At 44.4% G+C, this 21,801-nt stretch carries 15 protein-coding genes; 6 read left to right on the forward strand and 9 right to left on the reverse strand.

Going from position 1 to position 21,801, the window contains the following annotated elements; all coding sequences use genetic code 11:
• Positions 1 to 137: 137 nt before the first annotated feature.
• The 5 genes from D0T87_RS00655 to D0T87_RS00675 form a co-directional block, all read right to left on the reverse strand.
• A complete protein-coding gene (locus tag D0T87_RS00655; protein WP_163171816.1) occupies positions 138 to 2,075 on the reverse strand; it encodes a DEAD/DEAH box helicase in 1,938 nt (645 codons plus the stop codon).
• Positions 2,076 to 2,152: 77 nt separating this feature from the next.
• Positions 2,153 to 3,220, reverse strand: coding sequence for a tyrosine-protein phosphatase (locus D0T87_RS00660; RefSeq protein ID WP_163171818.1), 1,068 nt, complete (start codon positions 3,218 to 3,220; stop codon positions 2,153 to 2,155).
• 70 nt (positions 3,221 to 3,290) lie between these two features.
• Positions 3,291 to 4,223 carry a carbohydrate kinase gene (locus D0T87_RS00665; RefSeq protein WP_163171820.1) on the reverse strand — a complete coding sequence of 311 codons (933 nt, stop codon included), beginning with the start codon at positions 4,221 to 4,223 and terminating at the stop codon, positions 3,291 to 3,293.
• Positions 4,211 to 4,816 carry an SIS domain-containing protein gene (locus tag D0T87_RS00670; protein ID WP_163171822.1) on the reverse strand — a complete coding sequence of 202 codons (606 nt, stop codon included), beginning with the start codon at positions 4,814 to 4,816 and terminating at the stop codon, positions 4,211 to 4,213. Before D0T87_RS00670 ends, D0T87_RS00665 begins: the two co-directional genes overlap by 13 nt.
• Before the next feature lie 15 nt (positions 4,817 to 4,831).
• Entirely contained in the window at positions 4,832 to 5,371 is a 540-nt protein-coding gene (locus D0T87_RS00675; protein WP_163171824.1) for a TIGR00730 family Rossman fold protein, read from the reverse strand.
• 166 nt (positions 5,372 to 5,537) lie between these two features.
• On the opposite strand from D0T87_RS00675, the gene D0T87_RS00680 reads away from it, so the two are divergent.
• Entirely contained in the window at positions 5,538 to 6,758 is a 1,221-nt protein-coding gene (locus tag D0T87_RS00680; protein WP_163171826.1) for a pitrilysin family protein, read from the forward strand.
• Positions 6,759 to 6,839: 81 nt separating this feature from the next.
• Here D0T87_RS00680 and D0T87_RS00685 read toward each other — a convergent pair whose 3' ends face one another.
• Positions 6,840 to 8,012, reverse strand: a complete 1,173-nt coding sequence (locus tag D0T87_RS00685) for a DUF5009 domain-containing protein (RefSeq protein ID WP_163171828.1) — start codon at positions 8,010 to 8,012, stop codon at positions 6,840 to 6,842.
• 129 nt (positions 8,013 to 8,141) lie between these two features.
• Here D0T87_RS00685 and D0T87_RS00690 point away from each other — a divergent pair, with 129 nt between their 5' ends.
• The 5 genes from D0T87_RS00690 (at position 8,142) to pdxB (ending at position 15,560) form a co-directional block, all read left to right on the forward strand.
• Positions 8,142 to 9,785: a DUF6377 domain-containing protein gene (locus tag D0T87_RS00690; protein WP_163171830.1), complete on the forward strand. Its 1,644-nt coding sequence runs from the start codon at positions 8,142 to 8,144 to the stop codon at positions 9,783 to 9,785.
• A gap of 226 nt (positions 9,786 to 10,011) precedes the next feature.
• Complete coding sequence (fumC, locus tag D0T87_RS00695) at positions 10,012 to 11,406, forward strand: class II fumarate hydratase (protein ID WP_163171832.1); 1,395 nt, start codon at positions 10,012 to 10,014, stop codon at positions 11,404 to 11,406.
• A gap of 221 nt (positions 11,407 to 11,627) precedes the next feature.
• Positions 11,628 to 13,079, forward strand: a complete 1,452-nt coding sequence (locus tag D0T87_RS00700) for a glycoside hydrolase family 30 beta sandwich domain-containing protein (protein WP_163171834.1) — start codon at positions 11,628 to 11,630, stop codon at positions 13,077 to 13,079.
• Positions 13,080 to 13,130: 51 nt separating this feature from the next.
• On the forward strand, positions 13,131 to 14,381 hold the full coding sequence (locus D0T87_RS00705; protein WP_163171836.1) for a glycoside hydrolase family 5 protein: 1,251 nt from the start codon (positions 13,131 to 13,133) through the stop codon (positions 14,379 to 14,381).
• Between the two features lie 75 nt (positions 14,382 to 14,456).
• Entirely contained in the window at positions 14,457 to 15,560 is a 1,104-nt protein-coding gene (gene pdxB / locus D0T87_RS00710) for a 4-phosphoerythronate dehydrogenase PdxB (protein ID WP_163171838.1), read from the forward strand.
• Positions 15,561 to 15,582: 22 nt separating this feature from the next.
• Here the strand turns inward: pdxB and D0T87_RS00715 are convergent, their stop codons facing one another.
• From D0T87_RS00715 to D0T87_RS00725, 3 genes are all read right to left on the reverse strand, one after another.
• Positions 15,583 to 15,990: an AraC family transcriptional regulator gene (locus D0T87_RS00715; RefSeq protein ID WP_163171840.1), complete on the reverse strand. Its 408-nt coding sequence runs from the start codon at positions 15,988 to 15,990 to the stop codon at positions 15,583 to 15,585.
• 103 nt (positions 15,991 to 16,093) lie between these two features.
• Complete coding sequence (locus D0T87_RS00720) at positions 16,094 to 18,145, reverse strand: RagB/SusD family nutrient uptake outer membrane protein (protein WP_163171842.1); 2,052 nt, start codon at positions 18,143 to 18,145, stop codon at positions 16,094 to 16,096.
• 10 nt (positions 18,146 to 18,155) lie between these two features.
• Positions 18,156 to 21,707, reverse strand: a complete 3,552-nt coding sequence (locus D0T87_RS00725) for a TonB-dependent receptor (protein ID WP_239063405.1) — start codon at positions 21,705 to 21,707, stop codon at positions 18,156 to 18,158.
• Between the last annotated feature and the right edge of the window lie 94 nt (positions 21,708 to 21,801).

A 21,801-nucleotide genomic window follows, 5' to 3' on the forward strand; every position in this document is an offset into this window, starting at 1 on the left:
GGTTAACTGTAGGGGCGGTTCGCGAACCGCCCAATGCCCAGAATACACAGGAAGCCATTTTCGGGCGGTTCGCGAACCGCCCCTACAGTAAATCATTTACATCAAAACCCTACAGAAATGAGTGAAACGAGATACATTTACTTCTTATTCTTCGGCTTCCGTCTTGCCCAGCCTTCTTCGCTAAAGTCCGGCTCATCGCCCTTAAAGAACTGCTTCCAGTCGTCTTGTTTCTTTGGACCACGAGAGTTGTTATATCCCCTTTCCTCGCGGCTTGGTTTATCTTTCTTCCGCGAAGATTCTTTAGCGTCATTGCTAGCCGGTTTAGAAGACCGGTACTCTTTCTTCGCACCTGTTGCAGCTCTACCTGCCGAAGGTCTGGGAGAGTCGAATCGTTTCTTATCACCCCGTCCGCCGCCGGCAGGAGTTTCTTCTCCGGCCACCTCAACGGTTACTTTTCTACCGTTGAAAACGGTATTATTCAATCCCTTCAATACGGTTTGCGCCTGTTTTTCTTCCACTTCGAAGAAAGAGAAACTACGCATCAGGTCTATACGGCCAAGACGTATGCGGCGTTGCAGGTTCTTGTTGACCAGGTCAATGAGTTGTGCCGGGTAGAAACCATCTACCTTTCCAAGACTGATAAAGATACGCGTAAAACCCGCTTCGGCTTTCCGACTCATCTTTTCGCTCGACGATCCACGGTCGCGGCGTTCATAACCGGCGCTGTTGCGTTCGCCGCGGCTATCGGTCGGAATCTCAATTTCCTCACGGTCGCGGTAATATTCCAGGAAGCGGTTAAACTCAAGAGATACCATACGTTTGATGATATCTTCCTTGTCCAGCCATTCCAGTTTCCGGTAAATAGAAGGCATATAGTCGGCTATTTCCTCTTCGTTTACCTTTACTTTCTCTACATCATCAATTACTTTCAGGAGTTGCTTTTCACAGATCTGCTTGTTGGTCGGCATCTCTCCCGGTTCGAACTTCTTGCTGATGATGCGTTCTATTTCGCGCATCTTCCCCTTTTCGCGAAGGTTTATAATGGCGATGGAAGTTCCGGTTTTCCCTGCACGTCCGGTACGACCGCTACGGTGGGTGTAACTTTCGGTATCATCGGGCAAGCCGTAGTTGATCACATGCGTCAGATCGTCCACATCCAGTCCGCGGGCAGCCACATCGGTTGCTACGAGGATTTGCAGGTTGCGGATACGGAATTTCTGCATCACCGCATCACGTTGCGCTTGCGAGAGTTCGCCATGCAGCGAGTCGGCGTTATAGCCTTCCTGCATCAGCTTATCTGCAATCTCTTGTGTTTCCTTGCGGGTACGGCAGAAGATGATACCGTATATCTGTGGGTAATAGTCGACAATACGTTTCAGCGCAGCATACTTATCCTTGGCATGAACCACAAATGCTATGTGCTTTACGTTATTTGTACTTTCGTTCTTGCGACCGATGGTTATTTCCTTGGCGTCGCGGAGGTATTTCTTTGCGATGCGTGCAATGTCCGGTCCCATCGTTGCCGAAAACAATAGCGTGTTCCGCTCCTCGGGTACATCGGCCAAGATGGCGTTGATGCTATCGGTGAAACCCATGTTGAGCATTTCATCGGCCTCATCCATAATCACGTTGCGGATGGTGGCCAGGGAAACGGTTTTCCGTTCCATCAGGTCGAGCAACCGGCCTGGGGTTGCTACGATAATGTGTACTCCTTTCTTCAGACTGCGTATCTGGCTGTCAATAGACGATCCTCCGTAAACAGGAAGAACCTTCAGTCCGTCAATATACTTAGAGTAGTCATTCAGGTCGCCTGCGATTTGCAGACATAGTTCGCGGGTAGGGCAAAGTATCAGTGATTGGGGTGCACGGTCGTCAACATCAATCTTTTGTATAATAGGTAGGCCAAAAGCTGCCGTTTTTCCAGTTCCTGTTTGCGCAAGAGCTACAACATCATTGTTTTCTCCCAGTAAATACGGTATTACTTCTTCTTGTACGGGCATAGGGGAAACATACCCCATTTCTTCAATCGCTTTACGTATTTCCGGAGAAACACCCAGCTCTTCAAAACTCTTCATCAATTATCTTTGTATAAATTTGGGCGCAAAGGTACGGATAATTATTGAATTTCAATGAGTTCCGCCCAAATATTCGATCAATGAAGGAGTACACCGCGGAGGTCGCGTATATCCTCTTCCGTCAGGCCGAGTCCCTTATCCAGATAGGTGGGAATATTGCCGTAACTCTTTTCTACCTGGCTTTTGGCGGCATTCAGGAATCCCTCGCGGGCGGAGAACAGGGTAGTTATGGCTTCTTGTGCATGACGCGGCAGTCTGTATCCATAGCCCGATGCACGGGGAATGTCAAAGAAATCATTGCTCCGAAGATAGTCGGACATGATGGTTTCATCGTTTACTCCCAAGGCGGAGAGGATCATGGCCGAGGCGATGGCCGTCCGGTCCATGCCCGACATACAAACGATCATAGCCGGATAGTTATCTTCTTCCTTCAACAGATCAAACATCTTCTTGTACTCGGCCCGGTAATAAATAACCATTTCACGGTTTACGCGCAACATCAGCCGGTAGATACTGTCATTTCTGATCTTTCCTTCGCGGACTTTCTGCATAATATCGTCGGCATTCACAGAGCCGATAGGGATATGAACGACATTAAGTCCTTGTTCCTCCAAGCGGGGGGTCTTGGCTACTTCCTCAGGGGTACGCAGGTCAATGACCGTTTTAATACCAATATTCTTGAGTTCCTTAAACGTAGAATAGGACAAACTTTCAACCTGTGCCGAACGGTATAACATGCCCCAACGGGTTTTCTTTCCCTTGGCGGCAGCGTAACCGCCTATATCGCGAAAGTTCTGTATGCCGGGGATAACGGAATTGCGACTGGCCGTGACCACGCGGTAACGGTTGTTGAACACCATCTTATAGTAATACCGTTGCGTGGGGTCGCTGATTACAATGGTGGCCAATTGATCGGAGATATCGGCTGTGAGTATAGGATTCTTCTCGGGAATCTTGTCCTGATCGGTGGAGGCGTAGATCTTTACCTTGCCTTCGATAACCGGGGTCGTCTCCCATTTTATGATACAGTTTCCCCGTCCTACTCTTGGATCTTCTTCGCAAACCACAGATATGCTGGGCGAATTATCCGAGCAGGATGGACAAAGCAATAACATTGTCAACCATCCAAATAGTTGTCTATACATAGCCTCTTACTCCAAACTTATAATACAAAGTTAGAAATTCCCTACACACAGCCGCATTTGTTTGCTATTATTAGCGAAAGTAAATACTTTTTAAGGCGGCAAATTCCGATGATACGGAATTCGAGAATGTGCGGCACACTTCGGCAGAGAATTCCATTCCGCATTCCACGATCTTATCCCACTGCGCCTCGCTCAGGGTATCGAGTTCACGATAAAGGATGTTATACTTTAGTAATCCGTAGATCAGTCCTGCATTGAAATTATCTCCCGCGCCAATGTTGCTCACTGTCTTCAATGGCTCAACCGGATATTCTTTTGCAATTGTCCGGGTACGTAGCGAAATGTCTTCGGCACCATTTGTACAAAGGAAATTCGGACAATAGAACTGGATCTTTTCTTTATAAATGCGGTCCACCTCATTCAGCTTATACATATTCTCGAAATCTTCTATTGACCCACGTACAATATGAGCGTATTCCAGATTCTCGATAATAGTCGAAGTCAGCCTCATAGCCTCATCCTTATGCGTGCTACGGAAATTGGGATCATAATAGATGATAGCCTTTCTCTCTTTCGCCAGTTCCAGGAATTCAACCACCTTCTCACGGAGCACAGGGTTCAGTGCAAAGTATGAACCGAACACCACAATATCATCTTCCTGAATCTTAGGAAAGACTACATCCAGCCGTTGTGCCGGATAGTCCTTATAAAAAAGATATTCCGCATCGCTGTTTTCATCAAGGAAGGCTAAGGATACGGGCGATTTTCCGTCGGGGAATACACTCATGTATTCGGTCGTCAGGTTGTTCTCGCGCATAAATTCCAATATGGTATTCCCTACCCTGTCGTTCCCCGTCTCACTGATAAAAGATACGTCGGCTCCCATCCGTCCGAGGGAGATCATTCCGTTAAATACCGATCCGCCCGGCACAGCTACAGAAGGCTGATTGTTCTGGAAAATGATATCCAGTATGGTTTCTCCTATTCCGATTACTTTCCGCATAGGCTTCTCGATTTTTCTCCCAGATATCCGCCGTGATGGCGCTTAGAATAGTCGGCTACTGTGAATCCGGTTTTCTCCATCGTCTTGACCACCAGTATATCGCCGATAACGGTCATTACGGTGGTCGATGTGGTTGGAGTCATTCCAATTAAGCAAACTTCATCCGGTTTACCGGTACAAAGACACACGTCGGACTCCTGAGCTAATGGGCTCTCAGGGTTGGCGGTTATCACGATAAACTTTAAGTCCGGATTCAGATTATGTGCCAGTTGGGTAAGCTCCACAATCTCGCGGGTTTTACCGGAGTTGGAAATGAGTAGCAAGAGATCATTTTCTTGTAAGATACCCAAGTCGCCATGTTGGGCTTCGCTCGGGTGCAGGAATACCGCCGGTATGCCGGTGGAACAGAAGGTTGTAGCGATGTTCATCGCGATCTGGCCGGCTTTCCCCATACCCGAGGTTACCAGTTTTCCTCTTTTCACGTGGACTTGCTCCACAATCAGCGCCACTGCCTTTTCGTAGGCATCGGTCACGGGTATGCTCAGGACAGCTTGCGCCTCCTGTTGCAAGAGTTGTTGGATAGAATTTATCATTTGTTATGCTTAGTACTAAATGTTTTCGAGTAATCTGATCAATTCATCTTGTGTGTTTGCTATTTCATAGTGGCTGAAAATCTTCGTCCGGGCAAACTTCTCCCGAATTAATTTATCGAGTATATCTAACAGGTCGTTATAGAATCCTTCTATATTATAGAATACCACTTTCTTATTATGATAGCCCAGCGTAGCTGCCGACATGACATGGAATACTTCATCCAGTGTGCCTATTCCTCCGGGCAGGGCTATCAGTACATCGGACTTTGCGGTAATGATATCTTTCCTGTCGTTCAGGTTCTGGGTATGGATTACCTCATCGGGAATCAGGCTTTCGCGACCGTTCTTCTCCAATTTGGTTGGGATTACTCCGATCACATGTCCGCCGTTATCTTTTACGGCTTTGGCAATGCACTCCATAAGTCCGAGATTAGATCCCCCGTAGACGAGGGTTTTGTGTTCCCTGCCCATCCATTCTCCCAACTGACTAGCCGCATCGAAATACGCCTGGTCAATGGTATTGGAAGCAGAGCAAAAGATTCCTATATATTCCATAAGGATAAGAAGGATTATGTTACCAAGATGCAAATATCCGCATTTTCCTATAAATAGCAATAACTTTTGTTGTAATTTTGCGCGGCGAGGCGGCAGCGAGGCGCTGCACCCAGGTTACCATGCGGAAAGGGCAATGTGCCGTGCGAAGTTTTAATTAATACGTTTTATGGAATACAATCAATATACGTTGCGCAATGGGTTGCGCATTATACATCAGCCTTCATCGTCTAAAGTAGCTTATTGTGGTTTTGCAATTAATGCAGGAACACGAGATGAACTCCCTCACGAACATGGAATGGCGCATTTCGTGGAGCACATGGTGTTCAAGGGAACGAAATCACGAAGCGCCTGGAAGATTCTGAACGGAATGGAATCGGTGGGTGGCGACCTTAACGCTTATACAAATAAAGAAGAAACGGTGGTGTATTCGGCCTTTCTGGTCGAGCACTTTAATCGTGCCGTAAGTTTGCTGGGGGATATTGTATTCCACTCTACTTTTCCGGAGAATGAAATCCGCAAAGAGGTAGAGGTCGTGATTGATGAAATCCGCTCTTATGAGGATAATCCTTCGGAGTTGATCTTCGATGATTTCGAGGATATGATTTTCCGCGGACATCCATTAGGACATAATATATTAGGGACTCCTGAACTGCTGAAAGAGTATTCTTCGGAGAAGGTTATTGATTTTACGTCTCGTTATTACCATCCATCTAATGCGGTTTTCTTTGTACAGGGCAATATTGATTTCAAACGGGTAGTGCGTCAGGTAGAAAAAGCGGTTGGCGATTTACCTGATGTACAGATTGAGAACAAGCGTACTCCTCCACCGGTTTATGAAAAGGCGGAAGAGATCTTGCATAAAGATACCAGTCAGGCCCATGTTATGATGGGTTGCCGCGCTTATAATGCGTACAGCGAAAAGCGCACCGCACTTTATCTTTTGAATAATATGTTGGGTGGACCGGGCATGAATAGCAAACTGAACGTGAGCCTCCGCGAGCGTCGTGGTTTAGTTTATAATGTGGAGTCGAACCTTACTTCATTTACCGATACGGGACTTTTCTCTATTTATTTCGGTACCGACCCGGATAACATTAAACAGTGCATTCGGCTGGTTGAGAGAGAACTCAACACATTGCGCAGCAAGCAACTGACTGAAAGTCAATTGTCTGCTGCAAAGAAGCAACTCATCGGGCAGATTGCCGTAGGATCGGATAATAATGAGAATAATGCATTGGGGATGGCAAAGACTTTCCTGCATTATAATAAATGGGAAGCACCCGAAGCGGTGTTTGGGCGGATCAATGCACTTACTGCCGAGCAGGTGCTGGAAGTAGCGAATGAGGTTTTCGATCCGGCGCAAATGTCGACGTTGATTTATAAGTAAAACATCCACCCCCTGCCCCCGCCAGCGGGGGATACGATGCCGCAGGTATCCCCCGCTGGCGGGGGCAGGGGGTGGATCTCGCTATATCTTCAACTTAATCTTTCCCTTAACCAGCAGTCCCGTAATCCAGACAATCAGCAACGAAAATACCATCGAGCGTAATAACCCGGGAATTCCACTATTCAATATGTCCGGATAACCTATATGCAGCATACTCATCACGCTATACCATATATAAGGTAAAACATAGCAAGTCAGCGTTGCAGTCCCGGCAGGCTTAATAATATCAAACCAGTTTTGTTTCTGCTTCACATCAGTCAGCCAGTAGAAGAATCCGAAAAGTGGGAAGAACGCCGCCATACAATAGAAGAACCAGGTAGGAGTAGCTTGTATTTTAGAGATAATCCAATGCGGATGCGAAATCAATGCACCGATCAGCATGACTACACCTAGCGCACAAAGTATAGAAATAAACTTCCACGGTTTCTTTGTATCGGCATACTTTTGCATCAACAAAGATGTCAATACTCCGGAGAAACCGAATATATGCAACGTAAAATCGCTCGGAATAAAGCTCAATGAGATAATCTTAGCATGGTTCAGGAGCATCAAAACGATGAATATCACCCAAACCACCGCATTACGGACCAGGCTCTCACGGGTGAAAAGGTAGATCACTGCACAGATCACATACGTCCATCCGATCAATCCAAGGATACCCCACCATTTAGGTCCGAAAGGAACTCCATCCCTTCCTTCATAGATAAGAAACAAGAAAACCAGTAGCGCGACTCCAATGGCTTTCATTCCGATGAAAAGGTACTTTTTCTTCTTATCTTCTACTTTAGGATATACTGCCCAGACAAGGAAGAAACCAATAACCATCAATATGCAATACACGTTTACGGTCATACCTGTTGCAACGGGGTCCAGCGAACCGTAGTTTACCGTGAAAAGTCCCATAACAATCAGTGCAACCGTACGCCAGAAAATATGCATACCTACCTGCAACAGACTATCACCTTTCTTTATGCGCCCTTGGACGGCAAACGAAATAGACATACCCATGCAGAAAAGGAAAGCGGGGAAAATAGTGTCCGAGAAACCTAGCATATCTTCATTATATTCGGCATGAAGGAGCCAGTGGGGAATATTCCTCAATCCGGGAATGTCATTCACAAAAAGCATCAAGAACATGGTCAACGCGCGAAACACGTCGATAGCGGCAATGCGCTGTAATGTTAAGTTTTTCATTAGATAGGTGATTTGGGGGTTTGCTACAAAGATAAGGACAGAAGAACAAACGAACAAAATTCTGGTTTATTATTTCTTCTCTCGTTCTTTTGTTCTTCTGTTTGCATTTGTTGTTATCTTTGTGGAACTATGAAGGTCAAAGTCGCCATAATCTGCATCCTATCCATTCTGCTGCCCCACAACCTATGGGGTGGAAACCGGTTGGACTCGCTCCTGCTTGTACTGGATGAAACGATCAACATCCACCAAACCTTTACAGAAGAGAAAGAGAACCGGATAAATGGACTGAAAGCGGAACTCTCAAAAGCCCAGATTCCTGAGGAATCTTACCAATGGAACTTATCCTTGTTTAAAGAATATAAAACATATATCTGCGACTCTGCCATCCATTACCTGAACGAAAATATTGCTTTAGCCGAACAACTCGAAGACCGGAATAAAGAAAACGAAAGCCGCCTCTTACTCTCGTTGTTACTGAATTCATCGGGAATGTTCAAGGAAGCCATTGATATGTTGGAAACAGTAGACCGCCATTTCCTGTCTTCTCACCACCTTACCGAGTATTTTCTTTGTTACAACAACATATACAGTGAACTTGCTTTTCATACACAGGATAAAGCCTCGGCAAAGAGATACCGGGCAAAAGCAAATACATACAGTGATTCGCTGAAGGCAGTTATTAATCCGAATTCCGAATTGTATTACAATCACCTGGAAGCAAGCTATCGCAACTCCAATGACTATCAGCGAGCACTGGAAGTCAATAATATCCGTCTGCAAAAAGCACGTTTCGGCACTCCGGAATATGCTTTAGTTACTTTCCACCGGGCGCTTGTCATGGAGCATCAGGGCAAACGTGAGGAGCAAAAGAGTTATCTAACGCTATCCGCGCTATCCGATATACAATCGTCTATCAAAGACCACGCCTCTCTTTGGATGCTGGCACAGTTGCTTTATGCCGAGGGCGATATTGAACGGGCATACCGTTACATCCGCTTTTCATGGAACGAAACATCTATGTATAATGCACGTTTACGGAGCATTCAGAGCGCGGGCATCCTTTCGCTCATAGACAAGACTTATCAGGGGTTGGTAGAAAAACAGAACCAGAAACTACGTAATTATCTTATTCTGATCAGCGTGCTGGTCATTCTGTTAGTCGTTGCTCTTGCATTCATTTATAAACAAATGAAGAAGTTGGCGATTGCCCGGAATCGGCTGCAAAACGCTAACGAACAACTGAAAGACTTAAATAAAGAATTGCAGAACATGAACACCTGCCTGCAATCGACCAATATGGAGCTGTCTGAGTCGAATCATATAAAAGAGGAATACATCGGACGTTTTATCAAGCTTTGCTCAACCTATATTGATAAGCTGGATGCTTACCGCCGTATGGTTAACAAAAAAATTGGCCACGGACAAACAGACGAGCTTTTCGCTATCACCCGCTCGCCCAATGCTCTTGATGAAGAATTGAACGAGCTATACAACAATTTCGACACGGCTTTCTTGCAACTATTTCCCGATTTTATCGCACAATTCAACAGCCTCTTAGTGGAAGATGATCCGATTATTCCTAAGAAAGGAGAATTACTAAATACAGAGCTTCGTATCTTTGCACTCATCCGCCTGGGAATAACAGATAGTACACAGATCGCAGAATTCCTTCGCTATTCACTGAACACGATTTATAATTACCGCGCCAAAGTTAGAAACAAAGCCCGCGTACCCCGCGATGACTTCGAAAGCCAAGTCATCAACATTCGCTAACTACAGAATCCACAATGAAGCTATTTGTATTATGTTCTGCCAAGCCGTTGGCACAGTTGTGCCGATTCGTTGGCACTGCTCTGCCAACGGCTTGGCAGAACAGTGCCAAACGCGAGGCACAACTGTGCCAAACTGTGGGAAAGAATGGTATATTATAGCCAATGGACAAACAAAAACATTCCTATTTGTGTTACTAAATGATGCGAATCATTTAAGCCAAAAGATTATGGATTACAGAATAGAAAAAGATACAATGGGCGAAGTGAAAGTCCCTGCCGATGCATATTACGGTCCACAAACCCAACGGAGCGTGGATAACTTTAAGATAGCTCAGGACATCAACCGGATGCCTAAAGAAATTATCCGCGCATTTGCTTACCTCAAAAAAGCGGCAGCATTGGCCAATTATAAATCGGGTGTTCTATCGAAAGAAAAATGCGATTTAATCGGCAAGGTATGCGATGAAATCCTTGAGGGAAAACTGGATGCTGCTTTTCCACTTGTTGTCTGGCAAACAGGAAGTGGTACGCAAAGCAATATGAACGTCAACGAAGTGATAGCCAATCGCGCACATGTATTGAACCGCGGCAAGCTGACGGATAAAGAAAAGATGATGTCGCCTAATGATGATGTGAATAAGTCGCAGTCATCGAATGATACCTTCCCCACGGCCATGCATATCGCTGCTTATAAGATGTTGGAAGAAGTTACGATTCCGGGAATTCGCAAGTTGCGCGATACACTCCGCGCCAAGAGTAAGGAGTTCATGGGAGTGGTAAAGATTGGCCGCACACATTTTATGGACGCCACTCCCCTGACCTTAGGTCAGGAGTTTAGCGGTTATGTAGCGCAACTCGACCACGGACTGCGTTCGCTGGGAAATGCTAAAACTCATCTGGCCGAACTCGCGTTGGGCGGCACTGCCGTTGGTACAGGTATCAATACTCCCCCGCATTATGATGAGAATGTAGCACGGGAGATTGCCTTGTTAACAGGACTTCCATTTGTTACAGCTCCTAATAAATTCGAAGCGCTGGCCAGTCACGATGCTATTGTCGAAACACATGGTGCTCTTAAAACCATTGCAGTCAGCTTGATGAAGATAGCCAACGATATACGTATGCTGAGTTCGGGACCGCGTTGTGGCATCGGCGAAATTCATATTCCTGACAATGAACCAGGGTCTTCCATCATGCCGGGCAAGGTAAACCCAACACAGTGCGAGGCGTTGACGATGATTGCTGCACAAGTTATGGGCAATGATGTAGCCATTAGCATAGGCGGAGCCACAGGCCACTTCGAACTAAACGTATTCAAACCAATGATTATTTATAACTTCCTGCACAGCGCACGCTTGCTTGGCGAGGGTTGCACAAGCTTTAACGATAAGTGCGTCGTTGGAATCGAACCTTTATATGATAATATTAATAAGCACCTGAATAACTCGCTTATGCTTGTTACGGCGCTTAACCCGAAGATTGGATACTACAAAGCAGCTGCCATCGCCCAGAAAGCATTCAAGGAAGGTAAAACGCTACGCGAAGCGGCTATAGAATCTGGCGATATCACAGGCGAAGAGTTTGATCAATTGGTTGATCCTGCAAAGATGGTTGGACGGTAATCGTGGCGTGAGGGCAGACACAAGGCCTGCCCCTACACTATGAGGGAATTTAGTTAATAAAAAACCACCACTTTTTCCATCAACAACCACACATGTATCATTCTACAAATCAGTGCATTAACAACTAACCACCATCCTATTCCACCCCCAAATCAGTACCTAAAACCAAATAAGTTCTTCTTTTCTCTATTTTTGATCCACCTAATCAAATACCAGAAATAATGAATTATAAGAACCTGCTTTTCCTGTCGTTATACTTAGGGGCGTTGATTACCTCTTGCACAAGCGACAACCACGTTTCGGTCTACCTTACTACCAACGACCGGACACAAGACCTGTCTTACCAAAACATCGAACTCATCGGCAAAACACTGCCCACAGAGACGACTATTACACTCGATCCCACCACCCGCTATCAAACAATAGATGGCTTCGGTTCTGCCGTAACAGGTTCCACCTGCTACAACCTCATGCAGATGACCGTAGAAAACCGTACCCAATTCCTTACCGAGACGTTCTCGCACGAGAAGGGTTACGGACATAGTTATATCCGTATATCCATCGGTTGCTCGGACTTCTCGCTGAGCGAGTATACCTGTTGCGACATTCCCGGCATCGAGAATTTTGCGCTGCAAAGCGAAGAAACGGAATACGTTATACCTATATTAAAAGAGATACTGGCCATCAACCCCGATATCAAAATACTTGGTTCACCGTGGACCTGTCCGCCGTGGATGAAGGTAAACAACCTGACCGAGCTTGAACCCTACGAATCGTGGACCAGTGGACATCTGAATCCTAAATACTATCAGGATTACGGACTATACTTCGTTAAATGGATACAAGCCATGGCCGATGCAGGCATCACCGTCCATGCCATTACTCCACAGAATGAACCGTTGAACAGGGGCAATTCCGCCTCTCTCTTTATGGGATGGCGCGAAGAACTGGCTTTCGTGAAGGAAGCATTAGGCCCTCAACTTAAAGAAGCCGGACTAGACACCCAGATATACGCTTTCGACCACAATTACAATTATGACAACATGCCCGAGGAGCAGCAGTACCCACTTAAAATCTACGATGATGAAGTGGCTGCTGCCTTCCTCACCGGAGCGGCGTACCACAATTACGGCGGAAACAAAAGCGAATTGAATCGTATACAAAGCACCCGTCCCGACAAAGAGCTCGTTTTCACCGAAACATCCATCGGTATGTGGAACGATGGTCGTAACCTAAACCGCCGACTCATGGAGGATATGCGCGAAGTAGGTTTGGGCACAATCAACAACTGGTGCAAGGGTGTCATTGTGTGGAACCTGATGCTCGATATCGAACGTGGCCCTAACCGCGAAGGTGGATGCACCGTTTGCTATGGTGCTGTCGATATTGATAAATCGGATTATAAAACGATTACCCGCAACTCACATTATTATATTATCAGTCATCTTTCGGCGGTTGTAAAACCGGGTGCAGTACGTATCCAATCAACCGGTACACAAGATAACGGACTGATCTATTCAGCAGTCGAAAATACCGACGGAACTTATGCCCTGGCGATAATGAACGATGCCGAACAAGCTAAATTATTCAAGGTAAATGACTCCAAGCGTCAGTTCAGTTATGAAATCCCGGCCAAATCAGTCGCTTCCTTCCGTTGGAATGCCAATAAGTAACGCACACATATACATCATACAATAAACAAAGTCTAATAAAAGAATCTAACCATGAAACATTCATTATTTATTTTACTCGCAACGATCGTTTTGTTTTGCAGTTGTAGCCCGCAATCTGGAAAAGAAAAAAGTACTCAAAACATAAAGTTTATCACCATCAGCGGACCGGACCTCATCAAACCCGATGGCAGCAAACTCTTTATTAAAGGAACCAATTTGGGTAACTGGCTGAATCCGGAAGGTTATATGTTTAAATTCAATAAAGCCAATTCCGGCCGTTTCATCAACGAGATGTTCAGTCAGATGGTGGGTCCCGACTTCACTGCTGAGTTCTGGAAAGCTTTTAAGGATCACTACATCACCCGCGACGATATACAGTTCATCAAACGTACCGGTAGCAACACCATTCGCCTGCCTTTCCATTATAAACTATTTACCGACGAAGATTATATGGGACTGACTGCCAACCAGGATGGTTTTGCCCGTGTGGATTCGGTAGTAAAATGGTGTCGCGAGGCCGATCTTTATCTGATCCTCGATATGCACGATGCACCTGGCGGACAAACGGGCGATAACATCGACGATAGCTTCGGGTATCCCTGGTTGTTCGAAAGCGAAACAAGCCAGCAGTTGTATTGCGACATTTGGCGCAAGATAGCCGATTACTACAAGAATGAACCTGTTATTCTGGGTTACGAATTATTCAACGAACCCATCGCTCCATACTTCGAAAATATGGAGGAACTAAACGATAAATTGGAGGATGTTTACAAGATGGGCGTAGCCGCCATCCGCGAAGTAGACAATAACCACATCATTCTGTTGGGAGGATCGCAATGGAACGGTAACTTCAAGCCTTTTAAGGATTCCACATTCGATGATAAGCTGATGTACACCTGCCATCGCTATGGTGGTGAGCCGACTAAAGAAGCGATTATGAATTTTATCCACTTCCGCGACAGTGTAAATCTTCCGATGTATATGGGTGAAATCGGCCATAACACGAACGAATGGATGGCAACCTTCTGCAAAACTATGGAAGATAACAATATCGGTTGGACGTTCTGGCCATACAAAAAAGCGGATGGCTCTTCGTTTGTCGGTATCACTCCACCCGAAAACTGGAGCGCGGTTGTAGAATTCTCCGAAGCTCCAAGAGGCACATATAAGGAAATACGCGATGCACGCCCAAATCAGGAAATGGCACGCAAAGCTATGATGAACTTCATCGAAGCCAGCAAGTTTAAGAATTGCGTGATACAGGAAGGGTACATTAATGCGTTGGGACTAAAGGCAGATTAATTTAAATACTTCTACTTTCATTTTGTCACATGAACCATTAATTCTAAATTTACGCCGGTTTAGAAATCATGACTTATGAAAGTAGTTGTCGACGAAAAGATCCCTTATATACAAGAAGCGATCAAGGAAATAGCCGATGAGGTTGTGTATGCTCCCGGCAATGGCTTCACGCCCGAACTAATCAGGGATGCGGATGCTTTAATCATCCGCACCCGTACAAAATGTAACCGGAAACTGCTGGAAGGAAGCAAGGTGCAGTTCATTGCCACGGCCACTATCGGTTACGATCACATCGACGTTCAGTACTGTCACGATGCCGGTATATCGTGGATTAATGCTCCGGGATCGAATGCCAACTCGGTTGCCGAATATATAGAATCCTGCCTGGCTCTTTTGCTGAAAGAACATAACCTCCCGTTGGGACAAATGAAAATGGGTATCATTGGGGTTGGTAATGTGGGAACACTGGTAGCCAAGAAGACTACAACTTTCGGGATGACAGTACTACAGAATGACCCGCCACGTGCCTCACGCGAAGGTAACGCCGGCTTCTCTACTCTCGGGCAAATAGCCGAACAATGTGATATCATCTCTTTCCATACCCCGTTGAATATGGAGGGTCAATATAAAACTTATCACCTGGGCAATGAGGCGTTTTTCCGCTCGCTCAAAAAGAAGCCTATCATTATCAATACCTCACGGGGCGAAGTTGTAGATACCGAAGCATTACTAAGAGCTATGGACGAAGGACTTGTCTCAACAAACGCCATTATTGATGTATGGGAAAACGAACCCGACATTAACCGGGAGTTACTGAAACGGGCATACATCACCACGCCGCATATTGCGGGGTATTCAGCCGACGGAAAAGGAAACGCCACCCGCATGGCGCTGGAAGGATTGTGCCGCCATTTCCACATAGACGCCAGGATTAACATAAAACTTCCCCGGCCGAGGGTTACTGCAAAAAATATATTCAATAACCCCGACGATATTATACTACTTGCCTATAATCCTCAAAAGGATACCAATTTACTGAAAGAAGATCCCGAAAGCTTCGAAGATTTCCGCAATAACTATCCGGTCAGAAGAGAGGTAGCCATGTACTACGAAGCATGGGATAAATACGTGGAACGTGAATCTAAGAGGAAACTCAATGTGCTACACAGAAAAAACTGATAATATCCATCTGAATAACACCTCAGTTTATCATATAATTCCCTATTAGTTTCTTCCTGTATTCAGTAGGCGAATAGTTAAAGTAATCCTTGAAACACTTACTAAAGTAATAAGGATCATCAAATCCTACTTTGTATGCTATTTCGGATATGTTCAGTTCATCTTGTGTTAACAAAACAACACTTTCGCTAAGTCGCTTCTTCTTTAACAGTTCACTGGGTGAAGAACCGGTAGCACGCCTCACACGCCTGAAGAAAATTGTCCTCCTCATCTCTGATAGTTCCACAAATCGGCTTACATTAAAATCACTGTTCCGGTAATTGTCTTCCAGTATTTTTCCTATTTTACAAAGAAATTGCTTGTCTTTATTATTATCATTTATGACAAATCCCTCATCATCAATGACACATACATATATAAGAACTTTCATTTCAGTTGTGTTTATACAATATGAGGTTAGAAAAGCTATCCCGAGACTGTTTTTATCCCGGAATAGCCTTTATTATCCACAATCTATTTACCCATACTCTAACTTATTTCTCAGCTGGTTCATCGGCTACAATTGGCCAATATGGATTTTGATATAATGGCGATTGATCAACGGAGATATAATCCGGAGCTGTTAACAAGAACTGCTTAACAGGAAGCGGTTCCAGGTATTGCGCCATAGACCAGGTATAACCATTGCGGAATAAATTACCAGTAGTCATATTCTTTTCGTAAGGACGTAGGTATTCACTCAGCGTTGGACTTGATACTTTGGCCGATGAACTACCATCATAATCGGTTGCGCTGAAAGAATACCAACTTTCCATCGGTGTATTCCACAGGTGGAAACCTTCTATATGATAAGGTTGTTTAATCATTTGTTCAAGTGCACGCCAACGGATTAAGTCCATCCATCTCAGCCCTTCCGCCATAAGTTCACAGCGACGTTCACGACGAATATTATACAATACTGGATCAGTTAATAGTTGACCAGCGGTATAAGCACCCCAATCCAACGCTTCTTTAGTTATGTCAGTTGCCGCTATTGTTGTTTGCGGATCAATGGCGTCACCGTTAAAGCCGGCTTTCTCCCTGATCGTTTTCCAGTATTCAAGTATCTTGCCCGAACCGATATTACCGGTAAGCATATATTGTGCTTCCACATAATTCAATAAAGCTTCGGTAGCACGGAAAGTAATAGAAGCTGTATATCCTTTATTGTTACCCGCCAGAGCTTTATCAAAAGTTCCCCCTTTACGAAGTGCATATCCTGTGGGATATACGCGGTCTCCCGCACCATTCGTAATATCAGGTTTTGGTTCAATTTCAATAAACATATCCCCAATCCGGTCGTCCATATTCTTAAAAACATTCTTTTGATCGGGTTCTTTCAGGAAGATGATTAAACGAGGATCTCTATTGGAGCGTACACTTGTTATGGTTCCATCGTTGTAAGTATAACCATTATGCTGTGCATAAATAGGTTTACCGTCAGCCATTAAGAAACTTTCTACCAAACCACGTGTCAGACCGCGTCCCATATTTCCACGGTTCACAGCAGTTTCCACCTGATTCTGTACACCCAATCCCCGGCTATATTCTCTCCATAGAAGAACTTCTTTAAACTCGGTCATATCTGTATTCCCGAAAAGTTTAAAATAAGGGTTTTCCGGATCAGTAAGGGATTGAGGTATGGTACCTGTATTCTTTACCAAATCATTTTTATACTTCTCTGCAATAATCTCACCTGATGCAACGGCTACTTCCAGAAAGAATTTAATTTCATTCTCTATACTACCTTCAGGGTATTGATAATTCGCGTTGTAGTCTTTAGATTTACCAGGCCATCCCTCACCATTTGGTACAAAGGCAGTACCTTTAAAGTTGGTTAGCCATGAACCTTCAAATAACGCCACCCGGGATTTCATTAATATGGCTGCATCCCTTGAAATACGTGTGCGACGTGTTTCAAAACCATCACTCATGTAACCAATAGCCTCATCCAAATCTTTTAAGATAAAGCGAGCCACTTCATTACGGGGGCTTCGTTTGTTTGCCGCTACCAAAATTGCCTCATTATCTGGAAATGCCTCAGTAATAATGGGTAAATCACCCCAAAACATCAGCATCTGGAAATAAGCATAGGAACGTAAGAAATAGAGTTCACCGATATATTGACGGATATTCTTATCCGAACCACTGATCTCTTTTTTATCGTAACGTTCAAGTATAGCGTTTAATTGGTAGTTAATGTTACGTATACCACCCCAGGATTTAATATCGGTAGACCAATTGCTATTATCCATGCCTACTTTCTTTTGCCCACTGGCATACTTTTCTACAGCGCCTACTCCTGCCTGATTATCCGTATCCGTATCATGTCCAAAAATACCATAACTGCTGTTACTATTGTAGGTATGAGACAAAAGAATATCTGCATAAAATGCATTAGCACAAGCCTGTACCTGATCTTCCGAGGTATAATAGTCTGTAGGAACGATAGTTGATGGAGGTTCTTTGTCCAGGAAATCACTACAGGATACAAATACGCTGCCTAACAGCACTAAAAACAATGTTTTCTTTATATTTAGTTTCATAGTTATCATTTTAAAATGTTAGACTTAACCCACCCGAAAATGTTCTTGATAAAGGATATCCGTTACCTCCATATGTACCTATCGTTTCAGGATCAAACTGCGACGACAGACTTGTACCGGTCCAGAGATTCTCGCCCGAAATGTAAAAGCGTAGCTTTTGAACGCCCCATCTCATCGTTAAAACGGTGGGTAAGGTATAACCAATCTGCAAATTCTTCAACCGGATATATGAAGCATCCTGGAGATAGCGGGATTGTGCTTGCACATTTTTATCATCTTCCATAGGGCGAGGCAGATAAGCATTGTAGTTTGTTCCGCGATGGCCTTGTTGTACTGACCATGTATCTTCATTGCGGAAATAATCATCCACATTTGTTATCCCTGCGGCACTCCAAAGTCCACTCTTCTTGAATCCGAACATGTATTCACTTCCTTGCCAGTAATCGCGTTTCATTACCCCCTGGAAGAATACACGCATATCAAAACCTTTCCATGCTGCATTCAGATCAATGCCAAACAGGTAGCGTGGTGTGCTATTGCCGATGACTTTTTTATCTCCGGGATCACCAATTGTTTCCGACCCTTTAGAGATCTTACCGTCCTTATTGATATCGGCATACATAATGTCGCCCGCTTTCCAGTCGGAACCTAATGCGTCTTGACCACCATTGGGTAGTGCTGCCAGATGGGCTTTCATCTCATCATCTGTTTTAGCTATGCCAATGGTTTCAAATCCCCAGATTTCACCGGTATAGCGACCTTGAATATATTTAATATAACTAGCATCGTTGCTGTTCTGGGTAGGATCAGAATAATCCGTAGTGAATGCACCGGTAGGATTGTTAGGGTAACGTGTTATCTTTGTACGCGAATCGGATAGCAATAGTTTTGCCGAATAGTTTAATCCGTTTTTCAATACATCTCTCCATGTAATGGACATTTCCCAGCCTTGCGTCCTCAAGTCGGTGTTATTGGTTTGAGGAACGTTAGTACCCAACAGTGCAGGTAATGCAGGTGCATAACCAACCATATCTTTGGTGTTACGGATATAAAGATCTAACGAACCAGTCAACCGATTATTCAGTAATCCCCAATCCAATCCGATGTTATAACTTTCAATAATCTCCCAGGTGAGTAACTCGGAAACTAGTAAGGGTGCAACAGCTGTATTGGTTTTCACGCCGTTTTGCAACCACGCACCATTCGCAGCCTTAACATCTACTTTCTGGTAAGTTTGATACCAGTTTTTTGTGTTTTGATTTCCTAATGAACCATAGGAGGCGCGAAGTTTCAATAAATCAATGGTTTGGGTTAACGGTTCAAAGAAACGTTCGCGAGCAATATTCCATCCGGCCGATACCGAAGGGAATGTTTTCCATTGGTTGCCTTTGCGGAAGCGTGAAGAGCCATCGGCACGTACATTTGCTTCCAGTAGGTATTTACCTTGATAATCGTAGTTCAAACGACCGAAAAAGCCCATAGTTGACCATTCTTCACGCCTACCGCTCATTGTTGGAGTAATGGGGTTCCCGTTGTTATCCAATCCATTAGTCAGGTCAATGTCAGGTTTACCAGGAATCATGATACCATCTCTGCGCATATCAAACATTTTATATTTGAGTTCCTCCGCCTGGAAACCTGCCATAGCATGGAAGTTGTGTTTCTCTGCCAACGACAGAGAATACTCTGTACGTGCATTGAAGTTATAGTAGTTGTCTTTCACAAACTCTTGTTTTACATGCGATGAAGTGGTACGCAAATAGGGCGTCTCATTAATATCGTGACTATATAGAAGTTGGGTAGCCGTATGGGTATCACCCGACTTTATACGGTAGTTAAAATCAATATTTGTAATCCAGTTTTTAATAGGTTCAATTTTAAATCCACCCTGCAAATAAGTATAGTCTGTTTGCTTTTTCGATGTACCTCCTTCTTCCAACGCGGGAACAGCGGTATTGTCATTGTAGAAATAATATCCATTGCGATCGTAAAGTGGAAGAACCGGCCATGATTTACTGGCAAGTTTATTATATAGATCTTTGGTTAGTGCGGAGGGAACTTTGTAGTCTTCACGGGTAAAGCGGATGTTGGCATTAAAATCCAACCAGTCCGTCAGTTTCGAGTTTACTTTAACGGTTGCGGTATAGCGCTGTAGGCCTTCATCTCCGAGTTTCATAAATCCACCCTGATCAAAGAAGCTACCGGAAGCGTAATAGTTGAACTTTTCATTACCACCGCTGGCGCTCACATTATGTTCTTGAGAGAAAGTCCAGTCTTTGTACACTACATCGTAGTAGTCTACATCGTCGGCACCGGTAGAGAATCCACCATTCCATTGTCCGCTGGCACCAGGTTCAAGAGCATAAATAATGTTTCCGTCGTTGTTGATGCGTTGCCCCTTGGCGAATGGAGTTGCATTGTGCCAGGCCAAGATCCGTTGCATACGATCATCGTTGAAATGTCCGTTTTTACCTTTATTGGTTAAGGCATCGTTGACCCAGGTGGCAAACTCAACAGAGTTCATCATCTGCATTTTATTGATGGGGTTGGCCACACGAAAACTATTGTTATAGTTGATGGTCGTTTTTCCGTCTTTACTACCGCTTTTGGTGGTAATCAGAATTACCCCGAACGGAGCGCGCGAACCATAGATAGAAGATGCGGCCGCATCTTTCAGAATAGAGATATTGGCAATATCTTGCGGGTTAATGGTATTGAGGTCACCTTCCATGCCGTCGATCAGGATCAAAGGTGAGCCGTCTGTTCCTTCGCCAATGGTGGTGGTACCACGAACACTGATATTGGGGCGGGAATCTAAACTACCGCTGGATTGGGTAATATCTAAACCGGGAATCATACCTTGCAGTGCTTGCGCGGCATTAGCTACGGGGCGTTCCATCAGTTCATCACCAGATACTACAGCTACGGCACCAGTCAGGTTCACCTTCTTCTGGATTCCGAAACCTACTACTACTACTTCATCAAGGGAGGAGAGCTCTTCTTCCAGTTTAATGTTGATAACAGTTTTATTACCAACTACAGACTCCACAGGGGTATAGCTAATATAGGTGAATTGCAGCTTTGCGGTAGAGGGAACATCAATGGAATATTTCCCGTTAAAATCGGTAATTGTACCATTGGTGGTACCTACTTCAATGATATTTACGCCGATAAGCGGCTCACCACTTTGGTCGGTCACCAAACCAGTGACAGTCCGCTTGTCTTGTTGTTTGACTTCCTGAACGGTTTCTATTTTTACATCATCTTCGGTGACAATGATTTGTTTACCACTCAGGTGGAATTTCATTCCAAGTGGTGAAAGTGCTTCTTTGAGAATGCTTTCTACACTTTTACCTTCGGCGTTGACTGATATTTTTTTTCTCAGTTTAGTGCTTTCACGATATAAAATGACATACTCTGTTTGGCTTTCGATTTCAGAGAATAACGTCTCAACATCTATGTTTGAATTACTTAGAGACATGGTTGTTTGAGAAAAAGCATTCTCTGCATGGAGCATGCTTCCCATAATACCGATTAGAAATAAGACTAACTGTACTTTCATAACTTTTAGAAGAAAACTACTCTTAAAGTTTTTTAAGTGTGTTTTTAATAGTTTTTTCATACTTTTGATTGGCTTTAATGGATACTTGAGATAA

This window comes from Bacteroides sp. 51 (assembly GCF_010500965.1).
GTDB lineage: Bacteria > Bacteroidota > Bacteroidia > Bacteroidales > Bacteroidaceae > Bacteroides.

Excerpts from the sequence above, each read along its gene's own strand:
- D0T87_RS00655 (WP_163171816.1), bottom strand. The coding sequence starts at position 2,075 with ATGAAGAGTTTTGAAGAGCTGGGTGTTTCTCCGGAAATACGTAAAGCG.
- D0T87_RS00660 (WP_163171818.1), bottom strand. The coding sequence starts at position 3,220 with ATGTATAGACAACTATTTGGATGGTTGACAATGTTATTGCTTTGTCCA.
- D0T87_RS00665 (WP_163171820.1), bottom strand. The coding sequence starts at position 4,223 with ATGCGGAAAGTAATCGGAATAGGAGAAACCATACTGGATATCATTTTC.
- D0T87_RS00670 (WP_163171822.1), bottom strand. The coding sequence starts at position 4,816 with ATGATAAATTCTATCCAACAACTCTTGCAACAGGAGGCGCAAGCTGTC.
- D0T87_RS00675 (WP_163171824.1), bottom strand. The coding sequence starts at position 5,371 with ATGGAATATATAGGAATCTTTTGCTCTGCTTCCAATACCATTGACCAG.
- D0T87_RS00680 (WP_163171826.1), top strand. The coding sequence starts at position 5,538 with ATGGAATACAATCAATATACGTTGCGCAATGGGTTGCGCATTATACAT.
- D0T87_RS00685 (WP_163171828.1), bottom strand. The coding sequence starts at position 8,012 with ATGAAAAACTTAACATTACAGCGCATTGCCGCTATCGACGTGTTTCGC.
- D0T87_RS00690 (WP_163171830.1), top strand. The coding sequence starts at position 8,142 with ATGAAGGTCAAAGTCGCCATAATCTGCATCCTATCCATTCTGCTGCCC.
- fumC (WP_163171832.1), top strand. The coding sequence starts at position 10,012 with ATGGATTACAGAATAGAAAAAGATACAATGGGCGAAGTGAAAGTCCCT.
- D0T87_RS00700 (WP_163171834.1), top strand. The coding sequence starts at position 11,628 with ATGAATTATAAGAACCTGCTTTTCCTGTCGTTATACTTAGGGGCGTTG.
- D0T87_RS00705 (WP_163171836.1), top strand. The coding sequence starts at position 13,131 with ATGAAACATTCATTATTTATTTTACTCGCAACGATCGTTTTGTTTTGC.
- pdxB (WP_163171838.1), top strand. The coding sequence starts at position 14,457 with ATGAAAGTAGTTGTCGACGAAAAGATCCCTTATATACAAGAAGCGATC.
- D0T87_RS00715 (WP_163171840.1), bottom strand. The coding sequence starts at position 15,990 with ATGAAAGTTCTTATATATGTATGTGTCATTGATGATGAGGGATTTGTC.
- D0T87_RS00720 (WP_163171842.1), bottom strand. The coding sequence starts at position 18,145 with ATGAAACTAAATATAAAGAAAACATTGTTTTTAGTGCTGTTAGGCAGC.
- D0T87_RS00725 (WP_239063405.1), bottom strand. The coding sequence starts at position 21,707 with ATGAAAGTACAGTTAGTCTTATTTCTAATCGGTATTATGGGAAGCATG.